At 71.4% G+C, this 19,793-nt stretch carries 17 protein-coding genes and 1 pseudogene; 14 read left to right on the forward strand and 4 right to left on the reverse strand.

What is annotated here, in order from left to right; all coding sequences use genetic code 11:
• The first annotated feature begins 110 nt into the window (after window positions 1-110).
• Window positions 111-1,583 (forward strand): aminopeptidase P family protein, encoded by a 1,473-nt coding sequence (locus ACH4K4_RS05390; RefSeq protein WP_398164973.1) that lies wholly within the window; start codon window positions 111-113, stop codon window positions 1,581-1,583.
• 39 nt (window positions 1,584-1,622) lie between these two features.
• Here ACH4K4_RS05390 and ACH4K4_RS05395 read toward each other — a convergent pair whose 3' ends face one another.
• Complete coding sequence (locus ACH4K4_RS05395) at window positions 1,623-2,264, reverse strand: TetR/AcrR family transcriptional regulator (protein ID WP_398164974.1); 642 nt, start codon at window positions 2,262-2,264, stop codon at window positions 1,623-1,625.
• A gap of 333 nt (window positions 2,265-2,597) precedes the next feature.
• Between ACH4K4_RS05395 and ACH4K4_RS05400 the strand changes: the two genes are divergently transcribed.
• Window positions 2,598-3,638 (forward strand): hypothetical protein, encoded by a 1,041-nt coding sequence (locus ACH4K4_RS05400; RefSeq protein WP_398164975.1) that lies wholly within the window; start codon window positions 2,598-2,600, stop codon window positions 3,636-3,638.
• Window positions 3,639-3,744: 106 nt separating this feature from the next.
• Window positions 3,745-4,149, forward strand: coding sequence for a peptidase inhibitor family I36 protein (locus ACH4K4_RS05405; protein ID WP_398164977.1), 405 nt, complete (start codon window positions 3,745-3,747; stop codon window positions 4,147-4,149).
• Window positions 4,150-4,227: 78 nt separating this feature from the next.
• Here the strand turns inward: ACH4K4_RS05405 and ACH4K4_RS05410 are convergent, their stop codons facing one another.
• Window positions 4,228-4,722, reverse strand: coding sequence for an ATP-binding protein (locus tag ACH4K4_RS05410; protein WP_398164978.1), 495 nt, complete (start codon window positions 4,720-4,722; stop codon window positions 4,228-4,230).
• A 298-nt stretch (window positions 4,723-5,020) separates the two neighbouring features.
• Here ACH4K4_RS05410 and ACH4K4_RS05415 point away from each other — a divergent pair, with 298 nt between their 5' ends.
• The 10 genes and pseudogenes from ACH4K4_RS05415 to ACH4K4_RS05460 all read left to right on the forward strand — a co-directional run bounded on the left by ACH4K4_RS05415 (window position 5,021) and on the right by ACH4K4_RS05460 (window position 16,411).
• Complete coding sequence (locus tag ACH4K4_RS05415) at window positions 5,021-5,839, forward strand: hypothetical protein (protein ID WP_398164980.1); 819 nt, start codon at window positions 5,021-5,023, stop codon at window positions 5,837-5,839.
• 136 nt (window positions 5,840-5,975) lie between these two features.
• A complete protein-coding gene (locus ACH4K4_RS05420; protein ID WP_398164981.1) occupies window positions 5,976-6,716 on the forward strand; it encodes a YcnI family protein in 741 nt (246 codons plus the stop codon).
• Window positions 6,717-6,794: 78 nt separating this feature from the next.
• A complete protein-coding gene (locus ACH4K4_RS05425) occupies window positions 6,795-7,442 on the forward strand; it encodes an SCO family protein (protein WP_398164983.1) in 648 nt (215 codons plus the stop codon).
• Window positions 7,439-7,879, forward strand: a pseudogene (locus ACH4K4_RS05430) (copper chaperone PCu(A)C); the annotation flags it as partial. The gene ACH4K4_RS05425 and the pseudogene ACH4K4_RS05430, both read left to right, overlap by 4 nt.
• A 165-nt stretch (window positions 7,880-8,044) precedes the next feature.
• Entirely contained in the window at window positions 8,045-10,084 is a 2,040-nt protein-coding gene (locus ACH4K4_RS05435; RefSeq protein ID WP_398164984.1) for a copper resistance CopC/CopD family protein, read from the forward strand.
• Window positions 10,084-11,397: an iron uptake transporter deferrochelatase/peroxidase subunit gene (gene efeB, locus ACH4K4_RS05440; RefSeq protein WP_398164986.1), complete on the forward strand. Its 1,314-nt coding sequence runs from the start codon at window positions 10,084-10,086 to the stop codon at window positions 11,395-11,397. Before ACH4K4_RS05435 ends, efeB begins: the two co-directional genes overlap by 1 nt.
• A gap of 124 nt (window positions 11,398-11,521) precedes the next feature.
• Complete coding sequence (gene pheA, locus ACH4K4_RS05445; protein ID WP_398164988.1) at window positions 11,522-12,448, forward strand: prephenate dehydratase; 927 nt, start codon at window positions 11,522-11,524, stop codon at window positions 12,446-12,448.
• A 771-nt stretch (window positions 12,449-13,219) separates the two neighbouring features.
• Window positions 13,220-14,509, forward strand: a complete 1,290-nt coding sequence (gene serS, locus ACH4K4_RS05450) for a serine--tRNA ligase (protein ID WP_398164989.1) — start codon at window positions 13,220-13,222, stop codon at window positions 14,507-14,509.
• Complete coding sequence (locus ACH4K4_RS05455) at window positions 14,506-15,351, forward strand: HAD family hydrolase (protein WP_398164991.1); 846 nt, start codon at window positions 14,506-14,508, stop codon at window positions 15,349-15,351. The genes serS and ACH4K4_RS05455 overlap by 4 nt, the downstream gene beginning before the upstream one ends.
• 319 nt (window positions 15,352-15,670) lie before the next feature.
• Window positions 15,671-16,411, forward strand: coding sequence for a hypothetical protein (locus tag ACH4K4_RS05460; RefSeq protein WP_398164992.1), 741 nt, complete (start codon window positions 15,671-15,673; stop codon window positions 16,409-16,411).
• On the opposite strand, the gene ACH4K4_RS05465 is transcribed toward ACH4K4_RS05460, so the two are convergent.
• Together ACH4K4_RS05465 and ACH4K4_RS05470 are read right to left on the reverse strand one after the other, a co-directional pair.
• On the reverse strand, window positions 16,293-16,979 hold the full coding sequence (locus ACH4K4_RS05465) for a rhomboid-like protein (RefSeq protein ID WP_398164994.1): 687 nt from the start codon (window positions 16,977-16,979) through the stop codon (window positions 16,293-16,295). The two genes, ACH4K4_RS05460 and ACH4K4_RS05465, sit on opposite strands and share 119 nt — an antisense overlap.
• A gap of 5 nt (window positions 16,980-16,984) precedes the next feature.
• On the reverse strand, window positions 16,985-18,037 hold the full coding sequence (locus tag ACH4K4_RS05470; RefSeq protein WP_398165410.1) for an Lrp/AsnC family transcriptional regulator: 1,053 nt from the start codon (window positions 18,035-18,037) through the stop codon (window positions 16,985-16,987).
• A 136-nt stretch (window positions 18,038-18,173) separates the two neighbouring features.
• Between ACH4K4_RS05470 and ACH4K4_RS05475 the strand changes: the two genes are divergently transcribed.
• Entirely contained in the window at window positions 18,174-19,658 is a 1,485-nt protein-coding gene (locus ACH4K4_RS05475) for an MFS transporter (RefSeq protein ID WP_398164995.1), read from the forward strand.
• Window positions 19,659-19,793 lie beyond the last annotated feature (135 nt).

The raw sequence follows: 19,793 nt of genomic DNA on the forward strand, positions 1-19,793 counted from the left end.
CGGCCCGCGGGACATGTCCGTACTGTCTGATTCCTCACCGCTTCCGGTCCCTGGACCCCGTTCCCTCCGCACTTACGATGGAACGCGGTGCAGTCTTACAAGGAGGCATTGTGACCGACGAGCTCACGCCGGAGACCCCGGACGAGGACGAGCAGCCGATCAAGCAGCGCAAGAACGGCCTTTACCCGGGCGTATCGGATGAGCTTGCGGAGAACATGAAGTCGGGTTGGGCCGACACCGAACTGCGGGACCTGGAGCCCATCGAGCAGGCGCCGAACGCGGCCCGGCGGCGCGAGGCGCTGTCCCGCCGCTTCCCCGGCGAGCGCCTGGTGATCCCCGCCGGCAACCTGAAGACCCGCTCCAACGACACCGAGTACGACTTCCGCGCCTCGACGGAGTTCGTCTACCTCACGGGGGACCAGACCGACGACAGCGTGCTCGTCCTGGAGCCCCGCGAGGACGGCGAGGGCCACGACGCGACCGTCTACCGGCTGCCCCGCTCCGACCGTGAGAACGGCGAGTTCTGGCTGAACGGCATGGGCGAGCTGTGGGTCGGCCGCCGCAACAGCCTGTCCGAGGCCGCCACGCTGCTCGGTGTGGCCTGCGCGGACGTGCGCGAGCTGGCCGGCAAGCTGCGTGCGGCGACCGGTCCGGTCCGCGTCGTGCGCGGCCACGACGCGGGCATCGAGGAGGCGCTGACCGACAAGGTCACCGCCGAGCGCGACGAAGAGCTGCGGGTGTACCTCTCCGAGGCCCGTCTGGTGAAGGACGACTTCGAGGTCGGCGAGCTGCAGAAGGCGGTCGACTCGACCGTGCGCGGCTTCGAGGACGTCGTGAAGGTCCTGGACAAGGCCGAGGCGACCAGCGAGCGCTACATCGAAGGAACGTTCTTCCTGCGCGCCCGCGTCGAGGGCAACGACGTCGGCTACGGCTCGATCTGCGCCGCCGGGCCGCACGCCACCACCCTGCACTGGGTCCGCAACAACGGCGAGGTGCGCTCCGGCGACCTGCTCCTGCTGGACGCCGGCGTGGAGACCACCACCCTCTACACCGCGGACGTCACCCGTACGCTGCCGATCAACGGCACCTACAACGACCTCCAGCGCAAGATCTACGACGCCGTGTACGAGGCCCAGGAGGCGGGCATCGCGGCGGTCAAGCCGGGCGCCGCGTTCCGCGACTTCCACGACGCCTCCCAGCGTGTGCTCGCCGCGAAGCTGGTCGAGTGGGGCCTCGTCGAGGGCCCGGTGGAGCGGGTGCTGGAGCTGGGCCTCCAGCGCCGCTGGACGCTGCACGGCACCGGCCACATGCTCGGCCTGGACGTCCACGACTGCGCCGCCGCCCGCACGGAGGCGTACGTCAACGGGACGCTGGAGGCCGGCATGGTGCTGACCGTCGAGCCCGGCCTGTACTTCCAGGCCGACGACCTGACCGTGCCGGAGGTGTACCGCGGCATCGGCGTCCGCATCGAGGACGACATCCTCGTCACCGAGGACGGCAACCGGAACCTGTCCGCCGCGCTGCCGCGCCGCTCGGACGAGGTCGAGGCGTGGATGGCGCGCCTGACCGGGGACCGGGCCTGACCGCAGCCGCTGGGAGGCGGCCGGTGACCCCGCGCGGGGTCACCGGCCGCCTTCGCCGTTTTCGTCCCCCTCGGTGTGTGTGAACACTCCGGCCAGGGCAGCCGCGTAGGCGGCGTCGGCGGCGCAGTCCGCCAGGCGGAGGTCGACGGGCCGGCGGGAGATCAGCAGCCGGTAGTAGAAGGGCGCCCCCAGGGCGGCCATGACCTCGTCGGGATCGGCGTCGGCGGGCAGCTCGCCGCGGTCCACGGCGCGGTGCACCATGCGGCCGGCCAGCCGCAGCCGGTCGTCGAAGAACTCCCGCAGCACGTCGGCCGCCGCCGGCTCGCGGGCGGCGGCCGAGACCACGGCCTCCAGGAGCCCGCGGTAGCGCGGCTCCGAGTAGAAGGCGGCGATCGCACGGGCCAGCGCGCGCAGGTCGCCCGCGAGCGTCCCGGTGTCCGGGAGCGGCACCTCGGCGCTGAGGTCGGTCATCAGCTCGCAGACGAGCCCCTCGGTGGAGCGCCAGCGCCGGTAGATGGTCGCGACGTGGACCCCGGAACGCCGGGCGATCCGCTCCATGGTGAGCGCGGCGTACCCGCCCTCCCCCAGTTCCTCGAAGACCGCTTCCAGTACGGCTTGTCTCGTACGCGCGGTACGTCCTCCCGGCCGGGCTCCCCCGGGCGGAGGCTGCGCTGTGTTCACGGCGTCTCCGTATTGCAGTGCGGGTTCAGGCCACGTATCGTCCAGAACAAGCTAACGCGAGTCGCTTCGCGTTAGAGCGGGTGCGCGCGGGTCTCGCAGCATTTCGGGGACGCGGCGGGGGACGTCCTTCCCCTGCGAGACCGCGCAAACCACCCTCGGCGGCACACCGCCTCCCCTCCCCGCCTCCGGAACTTCTTCGGCATGTCGAGGGCGCGAAGCCGCGGCAAGACCTCTCGCGGCCGACGAGCGCGAAGGCCCAAAACCGGGACATGTCAGAATTGTAGTAAATAGATTGCCCTACGTGGTTGATGCATGATTTGCTGATCACGAGCCATGGCACTTGGGGACGAAATGCCGGACGGCTCGGGGGAATCGCGAGCAGCACGGCATGAACGGAAGCGGGGCGGGCCGCCTTCCAGGGGGGAATCGGGTTCGGACGTGAGGCGTCATTCAACAGGCGGGAAACTGCGCACAGGCGCGTCCGCACTGGCCGCCGCCCTACTCCTTTCACTGACCGGCTGCTCGGCGGACCAACCGACCCCGAAAAAAGCACAGGAAAAGCCCGCACCGGCGATTCTGAAAAGCGTCGACCTGCACCTCCCCGTAGCGACCTATCTCTTCTCCGACGCGGAACTTGAGAAGCTGTCCAGGGCCAGAGCCGTACTGCACAAGAAGTGCCTCGAACGATTCGACCTGGACTACGAAATCCGCCCGGCGGGCCCGCCGGTGGGACCGCGCAGCCTCATGGACCGCCGGTACGGGGTGACGGACGAGGCCGCGGCCGAGGCCGACGGGTACCACCTCGGCGACCGCGACCCACGCACGCACCCGGCCCACCCGCCGAAGCTGTCCGACGCCCAGCAGGAAGCACTCACCGGGCGCTCCCAGGGGAAGGACGCGGCCGCGTCCGACGGCGGCGGCACGATCCGGGTCAACGGAGTGCCGGTACCGCCCGGTGGTTGCAGCGCGGAGGCGGCCAAGGAACTGGCCGGCTCGGGTCAGCTGGGCCCCGCCGACCTGCCCCGCAAGGCCAACCTCGACAGTTTCACGGCCACCAGGTCCGACCCGCGCGTACAAAAGGCGTTCAAGGCGTGGTCCGGCTGCATGAAGGGCCAGGGCCATTCCTATACCGACCCGTTGGCGGCCATAAGCGACCCCCGATTCCAGGGGAATTCACCCACGCAGCAGGAACGCGAGACGGCAACGGCCGACGTGGCCTGCAAAAAGCAAGTGAACCTGGTCGGCATCTGGTTCACGGTCGAGACTTCCTTGCAAAAAGAAATGATCACGCGGCAGCAAGCGGCATTCGCCGCGGCGCTCAAAACAAAAAACGAGCAACTCGCCAAGGTGAACGCCGCGCTGCGCGATCAGTGAAGCGGTGGGACCGACCTTTTCCGTCCTGGCACGCCCACCCTCCCCGGAATTTTCCGGGGAACTGCACAACGCCATGGACATCCGCAAAAGAGAGGACCGGAAAGAAATGAAGCGCGTTTCCAAGCTCGCCGCCGCCGCACTCGGTGCCGCCCTGCTCGTCCCCGCGGTCGCCACCACGGCACAGGCGGGCAGCATCCACGGCTGTCCGGACAGTTCGTTCTGCTTCTACTACAACTCGAACATGCAGGGCTCGCACAACTCCCTGCGGGCGCCCGCCAACTACGGCAACCTCGCCGGGTACAAGTTCACCAGCTCCGGCAAGGGCCAGGGGCTGAGCGTCAAGAACAACTCCGCGTCGGTCGTGAACGACACGTACTGCACGGCCAGGGTCTACGTGAACTCCGGCTACAGCGGCGCCTACGACGCCTACATGAACCTGCAACGCGGCAACCTGGACGTCACCTACAACAACAACGCCTCGCTGTTCTACAGGGACGGCGAGTGCGGCTGATCCCCGCAGCACGACTGGGCCCCGGTACGCACTCCGCCGACCGGGGCCCGGCCCGTTCCACCGGTCGGCACACCCGCGTCACAACGCCATCAGCGGGACCCCCTCCTTCCATTTGAGGATCTTGTCGAAGCTGACCACCGCGCCGCACCGCCCGGAGCGGTTGCGGTAGCGGACGTGGTCGGTCAGTGCCTCGATCAGAAAGAGCCCCCGTCCGTGTTCGGCCTGGGCCGGGGCGGGGGCTGCTGTGCTCGGGGGCGGCGCGGCGGTGTCGGGCGTCGGGCTCCACCCGGGGCGCTTGGGCCTGCGGGCGCGTTCCCGGAAGCCGGGCCCGGAGTCGGTGACTTCGATACGGCAGGTGTCTCCGTTGATGAAGGCGGTGACCCGGTAGTCCTCCGTAGCGGCGTCGCCACCGTGTTCGACGGCGTTCGCACACGCTTCGGAGAGGGCGACGGACAGGTCGTGGGAGACATCCGGGTCCACCCCGGCCGTCTCCATCGTGCCCAGCAAGAGCCGCCGGGCGAGCGGAACGCTCGCAGCCTCGCGCCGCAGGTGCAGGGACCACCAGATGCTCATCGCTGCAGCCTCCTGGTCGCGGCTCGACATATCGATACGTATTGCCGGGGCGCATGGTCCGTAAGCGTGCCCGGGACGTGACTCCGCTCATTCGGCGGATGCGTCCACGACGTCCGCCGGTGTAACGGGGCCGAGCGTGCGCCCGCGTGCGCCCCGGCGTCCGCGGTCGTCGTGCCGGCGCCGCCCCCGCCGCGCTCCGGCCCCCACCTGCCGAAGGCCGGAATCGCGCGGTCCGCCGTGGCGATGCCGCGGACCTGCCGTACGGGGGCCGGGGGCGCAGTGGGATGATGGCGCGGCCATGTCTGCCCCGTACGCCCCAGAAGAGCGCGCCGCCGCGGACCTGCGGCTGCTGAGGGCCGCGGTGTTCACCGCGGTCTGCGTCGCGCTGTCCGCGGCCGGGCACATGATCGGGTCCTGCGCGGCCGTCCCCCTGTGGACGCTGGGCGTGGGCTGCGCGGCGGTGTTCGCGGTCGCGGCGCCGCTGGCCGGGCGGGAGCGCTCGCTGCCCGGCATCGCGGTGGCGCTGGCCGTCGGCCAGCTCGCGCTGCACACCGTGTTCGCGCTGGGGCAGCACCGGATGGCCGCGCCGCCCGCGGCGGGCGGCGGGCTCTCCGACCAGGCGGCGGTCACCATGGCGCGGCACGTCACCTGTGGCCTGGGGGCCGGGCAGCTGGACGGCGCCGAGGCGCGCCGCATCCTGGACGCCTCGGCGTTCGGGCCGGGCGGCACGGGCACACCGGCTGCCGGGCACACCATGGATCACGCGGCCGCGGGAGCGCACGGGCTGCTGCCCTCGCTGCCGATGCTGCTGGCGCACCTGCTCGCGGCGCTCGCCGCCGGGTGGCTGCTGCGCCGCGGCGAGGCCGCGCTGTGGCGGCTGGTACGGCTTTCGGCGCCCACGGCACGTCAGGCCGCGGTCGTCGCCGAGGCGCTCGTGGGCGCACTGCACGGCGCGCTCGCGCTCGTACGCGCTCTGTGTGCCGGGCTGCCGGACGCGGCCGGCGCCCGCCCCGCGGCCTGTTTTTCGTACCGGAATGACCAAGCCCGCCCGAAGGAACCCGCGCTCCAGCACAGTGTCGTCAGGCGGGGGCCGCCCGCCCTGGCCCTCGCGGTCTGACGTCACGCACAGCACTTCCCGCAGCGGAACCGGGCACGCCCCGGCGCACGGGAGGGACCGTCGCGCGCCGTCGTCGCCGCACGCGCGCCAGCCGTTCCCTTCCCTCGTCCCTCCTGCCTGTGGAGTGTTTTCCGCCATGTTCCAGAACCCTGTCGTGCCCGCACGCCTCGCCCGCCGCCTGCCCGTCGTGGCGGGCCTCGCCGCGGGCAGCGTGCTGCTGCTCGCCGCCCCCGCCTTCGCGCACGTCAGCGTGCAGCCGGGCCAGGCCGAGCAGGGCGGCTACGCGACGATCAACTTCAAGGTCCCCAACGAGCGCGACAACGCCTCGACCGTGAAGCTCGAAGTGACGCTGCCGACCGATCACCCGCTGGCCTCCGCCATGCCGCAGCCGGTGCCGGGGTGGCAGATCGAGATCACCAGGTCCAAGCTCGACAAGCCCATCGAGACGCACGGCAAGAAGCTCACCGAGGCCGTCTCGAAGATCACCTGGACCGCGGACGGCGGCAAGATCGAGCCGGGCCAGTTCCAGCAGTTCCCGGTCTCCGTCGGCCAGTTGCCCAAGACCGACCAGCTCGTCTTCAAGGCCCTCCAGACGTACGACAACAAGGAGGTCGTACGGTGGATCGAGATGCCCAGGAAGGGCGAGCCGGAGCCGAACAACCCGGCGCCGGTGCTCAAGCTGACGCCCGCGTCCGGTGACGGCCACGGCTCGGCCGGGGCCGGCGCGAAGAACGGCGGTGGCAGCGACGAGGCCGCGCAGACCGCCGCCGCGGACGGCAGTGACACCACGGCCCGCGTACTGGGCGGTGTCGGCATCCTCGTCGGCATCATCGGTGTCGGGTTCGGCGTGCTCGCCGGCCGGCGCCGCGGCGCCTGATCCGACCCCGTGCCCGTACCCGGCGCCCCAGCGGCGCCGGGACGGCACCACCATTTGCGAAACACGGGACATATTGCAATGCGTAGTAGGAATCTGATCGCGGCCGCCGCCGTAGTGGCCTCGGCCCTGACGCTGACCGCCTGCGGCTCCGGCGCCGACAGCGACGGGCCCGCCGCCAGCGTCTCCGGCGCCACCTCCAAGCCGATCGTCTCGCTCGACTCCCCCCTGGAGAAGCCGGACCTGGTCCTGACCGACACCGAGGGCAAGAAGTACGACCTGATCGAACAGACCAAGGGCCACCCGACCCTGGTCTACTTCGGCTACACCCACTGCCCCGACGTCTGCCCGCTGACGATGAACAACATCGACGTGGCGATGCGGCAGCTGCCCAAGGCCGAACAGGACGACCTGCGCGTCGTCTTCGTCACCTCGGACCCCGAGCGGGACGACTCCGCCGCGCTCAAGAAGTGGCTCGGCGGCATCAACAAGAAGTTCGTCGGCCTGACCGGCTCCTTCGACACCATCCAGGCCGGCGCGCGCAGCGTGAACATCGGCATCGAGAAGCCCGTCAAGAAGAAGAACGGCGACGTCGTCTCCACCCACGGCGCGCAGGTCCTGATGAGCTCCCCCAAGGACGACAAGGTCCACTGGATGGGGATGCAGGACGCGAGCGTCGACAACTACAGCCAGGCACTGCCGAAGATCGTCAAGGGACAGAACCCGTGAACCGCCGCACCGCCCTCGCCGCCGCCCTCGCCCTGACCGCCGGATTCGCCCTCGCGGGCTGCGGCGGCGACAGCGCGCCCGAGCTGAAGGTCTCCGGCGCGTACATGCCCCAGCCGGTCACCCAGAGCATGGCCGGCGCCTTCATGGTCATCGAGAACTCCGGCGGTACGGCCGACAAGCTCACCTCCGTGACCAGCGACCTGTCGGAGAACGTGACCATCCACGAGACCGCCGGCAACAAGATGCAGGAGGTCAAGTCGCTGGACATCCCCGCGCACGGCGAGCTCGAACTCGCCAGGGGCGGCAACCACCTGATGTTCATGGGCTTGAAGAACAAGCCGGCCGAGGGCCAGAAGGTCACCATCGAGCTGCACTTCGACAAGTCCGACCCGGTCACGGTCGAGGTGCCGGTCACGTCCGGCACCTATGACCCGAAGAACGGCGGCAAGAAGGCGGGGTCCGGCGGTGGGGGCGCGGCCGGCCACGGTTCGACGCAGCACGACGGGTCCGGGCACGACGGGTCCGGGCACGACGGCTCGAAGCACGAGGGCTCCATGGACGACCACTCGCAGCACGACGCCAAGAAGTAGGGGGCGCCCGCCATGACCACCACCACCGTCCCCTGCGCACCGGGCTCCGGCGCCCGCGCCCCGGGCACACGCCCGCGAAGCGCCCCGCGCACCCGCCGGTCGCACGCGCTGCGCCTGCTGGTGCTCGCGGCGGCCCTGCTCGGCGCGCTGTTCGGCGGCGCTGCCCCGGCCTCCGCGCACGCCGCGCTGACCGGCAGCACCCCGGCGCAGGGGTCGGTGGTGCAGAGCGCCCCCGAACAAGTCACCCTCACCTTCTCCGAAGGCGTCGCCATGGGCGACGACTCGATCCGGGTCCTGGACCCGAAGGGCAAGCGGGTCGACCGCGGCAAGCTGCGTGACCTGTGCAGCGGCGAGACGGTCAAGTACGGCGCGGGGCTGCCTCCGGGGCTGCCGGACGGCACGTACACCGTCGCCTGGCAGGCCGTCTCCGCCGACAGCCACCCGGTCTCCGGCGCCTTCACCTTCTCCGTCGGCGCGCCCTCCGAGACGAGCGCGCCGCTGCCCCAGCAGCAGGTCGGCGGCGGAGTGGTCGGCGCCCTGTACGGGATCGCCCGCTACATCGCGTACGCAGGCTTCGTCGTCCTGGTGGGCGGGGCGGCGTTCGTGCTGGTCTGCCGCCCGGCCGCCGCGCGCGTACGGTCCGTGCAGCGCCTGGTCTCCCAGGGCTGGGCCGCGCTGACCGCCGCGACGATCGCGATGCTGCTGCTGCGCACCCCGTACACGACGTCCGGGGACCTCGCCGATGTCTTCGACCTGGGCGGGCTCAAGCAGGTCATCGAGACCAAGCCGGGGGCCGCACTGGTCTCCCGGCTGCTGCTGCTCGCCGCCGCGGCACTGTTCGTGGCCGTCCTCTTCGGCGCGTACGCCCGCGCGCAGGGCGGCGAGGGCGGTGAGAGCGGCGAGGAGGCCAAGCGCCGCAAGGACCTCACCTTCGGCCTCTCCGTGGGCGGCGTGATCGTCGCCGTGGGGCTCGCCGCGACCTGGGCGATGGCCGAGCACGCCTCGACCGGCCTGCAGACCGGCATCGCCATGCCCGTGGACGTCCTGCACCTGCTGGCCGTCGCCACCTGGCTCGGCGGCCTGACCGCGCTGCTGGTCTCCCTCTACCGGGGCCCGTCCGTGGCCCGCTCCGGCGTCCGGCGCTTCTCGCGGCTCGCCTTCGGCTCCGTCCTGGTCGTGGTGGCCACCGGCGTCTACCAGTCGTGGCGGCAGGTCGGCACGTGGAAGGCGCTGACCGACACGTCGTACGGACGACTCTTGCTGATCAAGGTGGCGCTGGTCGTCGTCCTCGTCGGCGTCGCCTGGTTCTCGCGGCGGTGGACGGCGCGGCTCGGCGAGGGGCCGGCGCCCGAGGCGGAGGCCGCCGCCGTACTGGAGCGGCCGGCGGCGGACACGGCGCCGGCGGAGGAAGAGGAGCCGGTCACCGTGGGCGCGGCACCGGCGGACGCCGACGGCCCGCCGCGGCCCGTCGACGCCGCGCGGGCCGAGCAACTGGCCCGGCAGCGCGCGGCGCTGGCCACCGCCCGCACCAAGCGGATCCGCGACGCCGACCCGGAACGCTCCGGGCTGCGCCGCACCGTCCTGGCCGAGGCGTCGGTCGCCGTGGTCCTGCTCGCCGTCACCACCGTGCTCACCGCCACCGAACCGGCCCGCACCGAGGAGGCGGTGAAGGCGGCCGGCGGGGCCGGGCAGTCGGCCGAGGCCAACCAGCCGCAGGTGCTGAACATCCCGTTCGACACCGGCGGCGCGCGCGGCAAGGGCACCGCGCGCATCGACCTGGACCCCGGGCGCAGCGGCAGCGCCAACGCCCTGCACCTGCGCATCGCCGACCCGAACGGCAAGACGATGGACATCCCCGAGGTGCAGGTCTCCTTCACTCTCAAGGACAAGAACCTCGGGCCGCTGCCGGTCACCCTCGACCACGTCAGCGAGGGCCACTGGAGCGCGCGCGACGTCCAGTTGCCGGTGCCCGGACAGTGGCAGCTCTCCCTGGTCGTACGGACGTCCGACATCGACCAGGTCACCGAGACCAGGAACGTGAAGATCAACTGATGACGACCACCGCTTCTCCGTCCGGCGGCACCGCCGGCTCCGCCGACCACACCGGGTCCGAGCGCGCGGAAACCCTCGAACTGTCCCGGCGCCGCCTGCTGGGCACGGTCGGCGCCGCGGGCGCCGCGGGTCTCGTCGCCGGGGCCGCGGGCGGCGCCATCGGCGTCGCCGCCGCCCAGGACGGCCCGCCCACCGCGCTGAGCACCGTCGGCTCGACCGCGGTCGCCTTCCGCGACGAGCACGCCAAGCACCAGGCCGGCATCACCACGCCGCTCCAGGCGCGCGGCCATCTCCTCGCGTTCGACCTCGCGCCGGGCGCCGACCGCAAGGCCGCCGCCGCGCTGCTGCGCCGCTGGTCCCGTACGGCCGAGGAGCTGATGGCCGGGCGGACGCCGGCCGCGGACACCGGTGTCGCGCTGGACGCGGGCCCCTCCTCACTCACCGTCACCTTCGGCCTCGGCAGTACCTTCTTCGACCGTACGGGCCTGACCGCGCGGCGCCCCCGCCAGCTCGAACCGCTGCCGGACTTCTCCTCGGACGAGCTGGACGCCGGGCGCAGCAACGGCGACCTGTGGGTCCAGATCGGCTCGGACGACGCGCTGGTCGCCTTCCACGCGCTGCGCGCCCTCCAGAAGGAGGCCGGGGACACCGCGCGGCTGCGCTGGCAGATGAACGGCTTCAACCGCACGCCGGGCGCGACCGCGAGCCCGATGACCACCCGCAACCTGATGGGCCAGGTGGACGGCACCAACAACCCCAAACCGTCCGAATCCGGCTTCGACGAGCGGATCTTCGTGGGCCGGGACGCCGGCAGCGGGGAGTACGCGTGGATGCGCGGCGGCTCGTACGCCGTCGTCCGCCGTATCCGGATGCTGCTGGACGACTGGGAGAAGCAGCCGCTCGCCAAGCAGGAGAAGGTCATCGGCCGGCGCAAGGCCGACGGGGCGCCGCTGACCGGGGGCGACGAGCACACGAAGATGGACCTGGACAAGAACGGCGCCGACGGGCTGCCGGTCGTCCCCGCCGACGCGCACGCCCGGATCGCGGCGCCGGAGTCCAACCAGGGTGCCACGCTGCTGCGGCGGCCCTTCTCGTACCACGACGGCTTCCGCGACGACGGCGCGCCGGACGCCGGGCTGCTGTTCGTCTGCTGGCAGGCCGACCCCTTGCGGGCCTTCGTCCCGATCCAGCGCAAGCTGGACCGCGGTGACGCGCTCTCGCCCTTCCTGCGGCACGAGGCGAGCGGGCTGTTCGCCGTGCCGCCGGCCGCGGTGGCGGGGGGCTACGTGGGGCAGCCGTTGCTGGAGGGGTGACCGTGGCCCGTAGGCCGGGGGCCGGTCACTGCTTCCCGGCCGGGGCGGCGGCCGGGGCGGGTAACGTGGCGAGCGGGTGATCGGCGAGGCGGTCCCCACCGGAACGTGAGGGAGTCAAAGGGACATGTCGGTCAGCCGCTATACGTACCTGGGGCCCGAAGGAACGTTCACGGAGGCAGCGCTGCGCACGCTGCCGGAGTCCGCCACCCGCGAGCTGGTGCCGATGGTGTCCGTACCGGCCGCGCTGGACGCCGTACGGGCCGGGGAGGCCGCAGCCGCCCTGGTGCCGATCGAGAACTCCGTCGAGGGCGGGGTGACCACGACCCTGGACGAACTGGCCGCCGGCGAACCGCTGATGATCTACCGCGAGGTGCTGCTGCCGATCGCCTTCGCGCTGCTCGTACGGCCCGGCACGGACCTGGCGGACGTCAAGACGGTCACCGGGCACCCGGTCGCCCAGCCGCAGGTGCGCAAGTGGCTCGCGGCGCACCTGCCCGAGGCGGTGTGGGAGTCGGCCGCCTCCAACGCGGACGGCGCGCGCCTGGTGCAGGAGGGCCGCTACGACGGAGCCTTCGCGGGGGAGTTCGCGGCGGCGACATACGGCCTCGAACCGCTGGTCACCGACATCCACGACGCGCAGAACGCCGCCACCCGCTTCGTCCTGGTGGGCCGGCCCGCCCGGCCGGCGGCGCGTACCGGCGCGGACAAGACCTCGGTCGTGCTGTGGCTGCGCGAGGACCACCCCGGCGCCCTGCTGGAACTCCTCCAGGAGTACGCGGCCCGCGGCGTCAGCATGATGCGCATCGAGTCGCGGCCGACCGGCGAGGGCATCGGCCGCTACTGCTTCTCGGTGGACTGCGAGGGGCACCTCACGGACCGCCGGGTCGGCGAGGTGCTGATGGCGCTCAAGCGGGTCTGCCGGGAGGTGCGCTACCTCGGGTCGTACCCGCGCGCCGACCAGGTGCGGGCGAGCGTACGGCCGGACACGGTCGACGCGGCGTTCACGGACGCGGCGGACTGGCTGACGCGTTGCCTCGACGGGCGGGCCTGACGCCACGACGGTGGCCGAGGGCGGATGGCGAAGCGCCTGTGGAACAACCGGAGGGGCCCGCCGGGGAGCTGGTCTGGGACGTTGGAGTTGTCCACAAAGTTATCCACAGGCCCCGTTCTCGACCTGGGGATAAGTCGACACGAAGAGCGCGACGAGCCGGGCAGGGTCGACAAATTGCTCTACCGACCCCCACTCCCCTCCACAGCGCCCGCGCCGACCCGCGTCAGCGCAATTCGCCCGATCAATCCTTTAGGGCGAGGAAATCCCACACGAAAGAGCGTCCACGAGGGGTTTCGTCGGTGAATCCACGGCAACGCATTCTTGATACGGAACCACCGCTTCCGACTTCCACAGATCCCACACACAGCCTGTGGATAAGATTTCGGAACTCTCCCACCCCTGTGGACAACCCTGGGTACAACCACCGTCGCCCTCCGCTCCGAACCGGCGCTCCAACTCCGGCCACCCGCAAGGGAAGCGGGTCAGCACGAACGTGGCGAATACCCTCGTACCGGCGACGGCGCAAGGTTTTCTTGACGATTTTTTCCGCCACTTTTCGCGCACGCACCCGATGATCTTCATCCCTCCACTCTCTCCCCGCATCCGCCCCCTCCGCCCCTTATGTGCCCCTTATCCATCCGCCGCGCAACGCCTTACCGTGCCGTTTCGCGCGGAATAACCAAACCCATTAAATAGCCTCAAACCGGACAAAGCGCCACGCGGGGGAATATGGCGTCGAGCGTCGGCGCCGTGCCCCGGTAGCCTGGTGGGGTGATTGACCTTCGCCTGCTCCGTGAGGACCCCGACCGTGTGCGCGCGTCCCAGCGCGCCCGTGGAGAGGACGTCGCGCTCGTCGACGCGCTGCTCTCCGCCGACGAGCGGCGCAGGACCTCAAGTCTCCGCTTCGACGAGCTGCGCAACGAGCAGAAGTCGCTCGGCAAGCTCATCCCCAAGGCCGCCGGCGACGAGAAGGCCGCGCTGCTGAAGAAGGCCGGGGAGCTGTCCGCCGCCGTCAAGGCCGCCGACGCCGAGCAGGACCAGGCCAAGGAGGAGACCCAGGCCCTCCTGCTGAAGCTGGGCAACCTCGTCCACCCCGACGTGCCCGTCGGCGGCGAGGAGGACTTCACGGTCCTGGAGACGCACGGCACGATCCGCGACTTCGCCGCCGAGGGCTTCGAGCCCAAGGACCACCTGGAGATCGGCCAGGCGCTGGCCGCGATCGACGTCGAGCGCGGCGCCAAGGTCTCCGGCTCGCGCTTCTACTACCTGACCGGAATCGGCGCGCTTCTGGAACTCGCGCTGGTCAACGCGGCCATCGCCCAGGCCACCGAGGCCGGCTTCACGCCGATGCTCACCCCGGCCCTGGTGCGCCCGCACGCCATGGAGGGCACCGGATTCCTCGGCCAGGCCGCGGAGAACGTGTACCACCTGGAGAAGGACGACTTCTACCTCGTCGGCACCTCCGAGGTCCCGCTCGCCGCGTACCACATGGACGAGATCCTCGACGCGGACAAGCTGCCGGTGCGCTACGCGGGCTTCTCGCCGTGCTTCCGCCGCGAGGCCGGTACGTACGGCAAGGACACCCGCGGCATCTTCCGCGTCCACCAGTTCGACAAGGTCGAGATGTTCTCGTACGTCGACCCCGAGGACGCGCAGGCCGAGCACCGGCGCCTGCTGGACTGGGAGAAGCAGTGGCTGACCGGCCTTGAGCTGCCCTTCCAGGTGATCGACGTGGCCACCGGCGACCTGGGCGCCTCCGCCTCGCGCAAGTACGACTGCGAGGCGTGGATCCCCACCCAGGGCAAGTACCGCGAGCTGACCAGCGCCTCGAACTGCGACGAGTTCCAGGCCCGCCGCCTGTCGGTCCGTATGCGCACGAACAAGGACGGCAAGCAGCAGGTCAAGCCGCTCGCCACGCTCAACGGCACGCTCTGCGCGGTGCCCCGCACCATCGTGGCGATCTTCGAGAACCACCAGCAGGCGGACGGCTCCGTACGCGTCCCCGAGATGCTGCGCCCGTACCTGGGCGGCCGGGAGATCCTGGAGCCCGTCAACCGGTGACCACCGCCCCCGAGCCCGCGCACCGGGCCGCCCCGGCCCGGCCGCTGCCGTACAAACTCGTCGCGACCGACCTCGACGGAACGCTGCTGCGGCACGACGACACGATCTCCGAGCGCACCCGCGCCGCCCTGGCCACGGCCACGGCGGCGGGCGCCGCGCACATCGTCGTCACGGGCCGCGCGGTGCCGTGGACCCGGCACATCCTCGATGCGCTGGACTACGACGGCATAGCGGTGTGCGGGCAGGGCGCGCAGGTCTACCACGCCGGCGAACACCGGCTGCTGACCTCGGTCACTCTGGACCGGCAGCTCGCCGGCCTCGCCCTTTCCAAGATCGAGGCGGAGACCGGCCCGCTCTTCCTGGCCGCGAGCCGGGACGGCCTGGACGGCGAGGTGCTGGTCACCCCGGGATACCGCGTCCAGGAGGGCCCGCTGCCGAACCTGGAGATCCAGCACCCCGGCGAGCTGTGGGCAGCCCCCCTCAACAAGATCTACATCCAGCACCCCACCCTCGGCGACGACGAACTGGCCCGCGCCGCGCGCGAGGCCGCCGGCGACCTGGTCGGTGTGATGATGGCCGGCGAGGGCGTCGTCGAACTCCTCCCCCTCGGCCTCTCCAAGGCCACCGGCCTCTCCCTGGCCGCCCGCCGCCTGGGCGTGAAGGCCGCGGACACCATCGCCTTCGGCGACATGCCCAACGACATCCCGATGTTCGGCTGGGCCCGGCACGGCGTGGCCATGGCCAACGCCCACGACGAGCTCAAGGCCGTCGCGGACGAGACGACGGCCTCCAACGAGGAAGACGGCATCGCCGTCGTCCTGGAACGCCTGTACGGCGCCTGAGCCGCCCCGCCCCGGCCACGTCGATCCTCTTTTCGGAACGTACGCGCGAAGTCATGCCCGAGACGGGGTAACTGTACGTTTATCGACTCGTTGTCCCCTGTGCGTGGAGGCAACTGGAGTTCGAGGCGTCGAGAGTGCGTGAAGTGCTGGGGTTTGCCGGCGACGGTCGTGAAGCGGTGTAGCCGTACGGCTGAGAACCGGACATAGAGGTAGTGGCATCCGTGAGCAGCCTCCGCTCCTGGCCCTGGAGACGGGCGTTCAGTTGAAAGAGTCAGCCCGACTCTTTCAAACCGTTCCGGTTTGAGTGGAGGGCATACACATGCCACCCGAAGCTGTACTGCTGGAGTCGCGGGCTATGCGCGACAGTGTGATCGGACGCGTCGGCGTCCTGGACAAGGTGAAAGCGCTGGTGCTGCTGCCCGACGGGCTGCATGTCACGACGCGGATGGTCGCCGACTACTTCGAGGTAGGCGTCGAGGCTGTCAAGAGCATCGTGAAGCGCCACCGCGTCGAGCTGCAGGACAACGGGATGCACACACTGTGTGGCCCTGACCTGCAGGTCTTTGAAAGGTCCAACTTGGACCTATCAAAAGAAAGTTATCCACAGGGTCGTACACAGCTGACTGTGCACACCCGCCGAACCATCCTCAACATCGCCATGCTCCTCCGCGACAGCGAGGTCGCGCGGGCGGTCCGTACGTACCTCCTGGACGTCGAGGAGGACGCGCGGCGGCGGGTCGAGGTGCCCCGGCAGACCCGGCCGGTGCCGACGGTCGAGTCGCTCGACCACCGGCTCACGCGCGTCGAGTCGTCGCTCGCCGACATCGGCCCCGCCCTACGCGACCTCGGACCGGTGATCGGCCGGATCTCCGTGCGGCTGGACCGGCTCGACCGGCGGCTGGATGCCACCAACCGGGTCGTGTGCGCGATGAGTGAGCGGCTCAGTGATCTGTCGGAGGATGTCCGGGAGTTGCGTTCGGGTCCGCGTCCGCTGCCCCGTCCCCAGCCACGCCCGCACTGGCACCCGGGGTCAAGGCCCAAGCGGCGAGACCAAGAGTGAGCGCGATGGCGTGGCCGAAGTCGGTGAACGTGGCGCCTGACAGGAGCGGGACGCCGAAGAAGCCGAGGACGGCCGCGAGGTAGAGGTAGCGCCAGGGTGGCGGCAGCCGGTAGGTGAGCAGGCCGGCTGCCGCTGCCAGGCCGTACGAGACGCCGATGTCGACGACGTGTGTCATGGAGCGCGGCAGCCGGTGGCCCTCGATGGCGAGGAGGACCAGTTCCTGGCTGAGGAGCGTGGCGACGATGTGGGCGACGCCGACGGTCAGCAGCCAGCGCCAGGTGCCCAGCCAGCGTTCGACGTTGGCGTGCACCAGCTCGAAGAGGACGGTGTAGAGGAGGAAGGAGGCCGGTTTCTCGATCCAGAAGCCGCTGATGAGGAGTGAGGAGACGGGGTGCCGGTTGAGCTCGTGGATGTTGCTGCTGGTGCGGTGGAGGAGGAAGTGCTCCAGCCCCTCGCTGGCTCCGGCGATCACGAGGCTGGTCACGCCGATGATCAGCAGCCAGATGTGGGTGCCGGGGGCGGAACGCACCCAGACCGCCACGCGGTCGGTCGGCGCGGAGGGCAGCACCGGCCTCACCGCACGCGGCCCGCAGGCGCGGGGGCGGCCGGGCCCGGGGCGGGCCGGCCGGAGCCGCGCGGTCCTGCGCCCTTGAGGCGCCGGATCAGTGGTGAGGACTCCATGTGCCGGACGGCGGGCAGTGCCGCGATGCGGGTGGTCAGGTACGTGTAGAGGGAGCGTACGTCGGGGCAGAGGACGGACGCGAAGAGGTTGCTGGGGCCGGTGGTCGCGCAGGCGAAGGCCACTTCGGGGTGCAGGGCCAGTGCCGCCCCGGTGGCGGCCAGTTCGCTCGGGGCGACGGAGAGCCAGAGGGAGACCATGACGCCGAGGCCGAAGTGCCGGGCGTCGTAGGCGACGTCGAAGTAGAGGGTGCCGTCGGCGCGCAGTTCGGCCAGCCGGCGGCGGACGGTGGACTGGGACCAGCCGGTGGCCGCGGCCAGCTCGGCGAGGCCGGTGCGGCCGTCCTCGGCGAGGGCGTCCAGCAGGCGGCGGTCGGCGTCGGTGAGGGTGACGGGCGCGGCCGGCCCGGTCGTGCCGGCGGCCCGGCGGTGGACCGCGTCGAATGAGGGGTGGCGCAGCTGCGCGGCCTGTTCCTCGGTCAGCGCGCCGGATTTGTTGACCAGCCCCAGCGGGCCGCCGTAGAACTCGTGCAGCAGGCAGTGCGCGGTGACCCCGACCACGCTCGGGGTCCGCGGCAGCTTCTGGAGGAGGAGCGCGTCGCTGTCCCGGCTGCTCGCGGCGCGGCAGACGGCACCGATCTCGGTGCCGCCGGACATCAGGCTCACCCAGAAGGTGTCGGTGCGCCGGGCGAGCGCCTCGGCGACCGCGACGGCCGCGTCGGGCGTGCACTGGACCCGTACGAGCCATTCGGTCTCGCCGAGGGCGGACGGGTCGGGGAGCCCCAGGACTTTGATCATGTTGGCGCCGCGCAGCCGGGTGTAGCGGCGGGCGACGGTCTGGTCGGAGACGCCGAGGACCTCGGCGATCCGGCTGAAGGGTGCCCTGCCGTCGAGCTGCAGGGCCTGGACCAGGCTTCGGTCCAGCTCGTCGAAACCGTCGGTTTTCACCATGGAAGGCTAGCGCCTGTCGGATTGTGCCGCATGGGACGCCGTGGTTGGGAGTGGCGGGGGTCGAGGCCGGACCTTGTAGGGACCGGATCAAGAAGAACGATCACAGAACGACCACACCGACACAGAGGTTTTGATGCACAACGGGCGGAGCAAATGGTGGCCACTGGTCGCCATCACCCTGGGCAACTTCATGTTGCTCGTCGACGTCACGATCGTGAATACCGCGCTGCCGCGGATAGCCGACGGCCTCGGCGCCTCCTTCACCTCCTTGCAGTGGGTGATGGACATCTACGCGCTGGCGCTGGCCGCGCTCCTGATGGTGGCGGGCTCGGCGGCCGACCTGTACGGGCGGCGCCGGCTGTACCTGGTGGGGCTCGGCATCTTCGCGCTGGCCTCGCTGGCCTGCGGTCTCGCTCCCGACGAGGGCGTACTGATCGCCGCGCGGGCCGTGCAGGGCGCGGGCGCCGCGGCCATGTTCGCCACCAACACGCCGCTGCTGATGGCCGCCTACCAGGGCCGCGACCGCGGTGTGGCCTTCGGCGTCTGGGGCGGTACGAGCGGCGCGGCGGCGGCGGTCGGCCCGGTGCTGGGCGGGGTGCTGACCCAGTACGTCGACTGGCGGGCGATCTTCCTGGTCAACCTGCCGCTGACCGCGGTGGCGGTGTGGATCACCGTGCGGTCGGTACAGGAGTCGCACGGTGACCGTACGGCGCGCATCGACTGGCCGGGCGCCGGGGCGTTCACGCTGTGCTCGGGCGCATTGACGTACGGGCTGATGCGCGGCGGCGAGGAGGGCTGGACGGAGTCCGGCACGCTGCTGTCGCTGGCGGTGGCCGTGGTGGCGCTGCTCGCCTTCGTCGTCGTCGAGCGCCGTGCGCGCAAGCCGCTGCTGGACCTCGCGCTGCTGCGGCGTCCGGCCTTCGCCGTCCTGATGGCGGCCGCGCTGCTGCTCCAGGCCGCGGCGTTCCCGTACCTGACGTACGTGGGTCTGTGGGTGCAGAACGTCCTGGGTCTGAGCCCGGTGATGGCGGGCGTCACGGTGCTGCCGATGGCGGTGGCGTCGATGGTCGTGGGCATGCTGGGCGGCCGGTTCCTGCACCGCCTGGCGCCGCAGCTGCCCATCGGCATCGGCCTGCTGCTGATCGGTGCGGGGCCGCTGCTGCACGTGCTGCTGCTGAACGACGACGCCAACTGGCCGGTCCTCGTGCCGGGCCTGCTCGTCAGCGGCCTCGGCATCGGCATGTCCATGCCGGTGCTGGTCTCGGCAGCGCTCGGCGCGGCCCCGCCGCAGCGCGCCGGCATGGCCAGCGGCGCGGTGAACACCTTCCGGCAGCTCGGCTACGCGCTCGGCATCGCGGTCCTCGGCACGGTCTTCGCGCAGGGCCTGCGGTCCGCGGGCGCGCACGCCGCGCCCGGCGCCGCATACGTGCACGGCCTGGCCCGGGTGTCCCTGGTCGCGGGCGTGGTGGCGGTGGCCGCCGGCCTGCTGGTCCTGGCCGTCGTACGCAACCGGGCCGCGGACCGGGCCGCTCCGGTCGCCGCCGGCCCTGCGGGCACCGGAGCAACCACCGGTGACGGCCCCGCCGCCAGGACACCGGTCGGCGCGGACCACGGCTGACGGCAGCGCCGTACGGCGGCTCCCGGGGGCCGGCCCATGGCGGGTCGGCCCCCGGATCCGTACGGCGCCGTAGCCGGTTCCGGGTGGCCGCCCTGGGCCCGGTACCGATCCTCCTCGCACCCGAGCCCCCAAGTC

Origin of the sequence: Streptomyces sp. NPDC017529 (assembly GCF_044329785.1) — a bacterium.
In the GTDB taxonomy this organism is placed as follows: Bacteria; Actinomycetota; Actinomycetes; order Streptomycetales; family Streptomycetaceae; genus Streptomyces.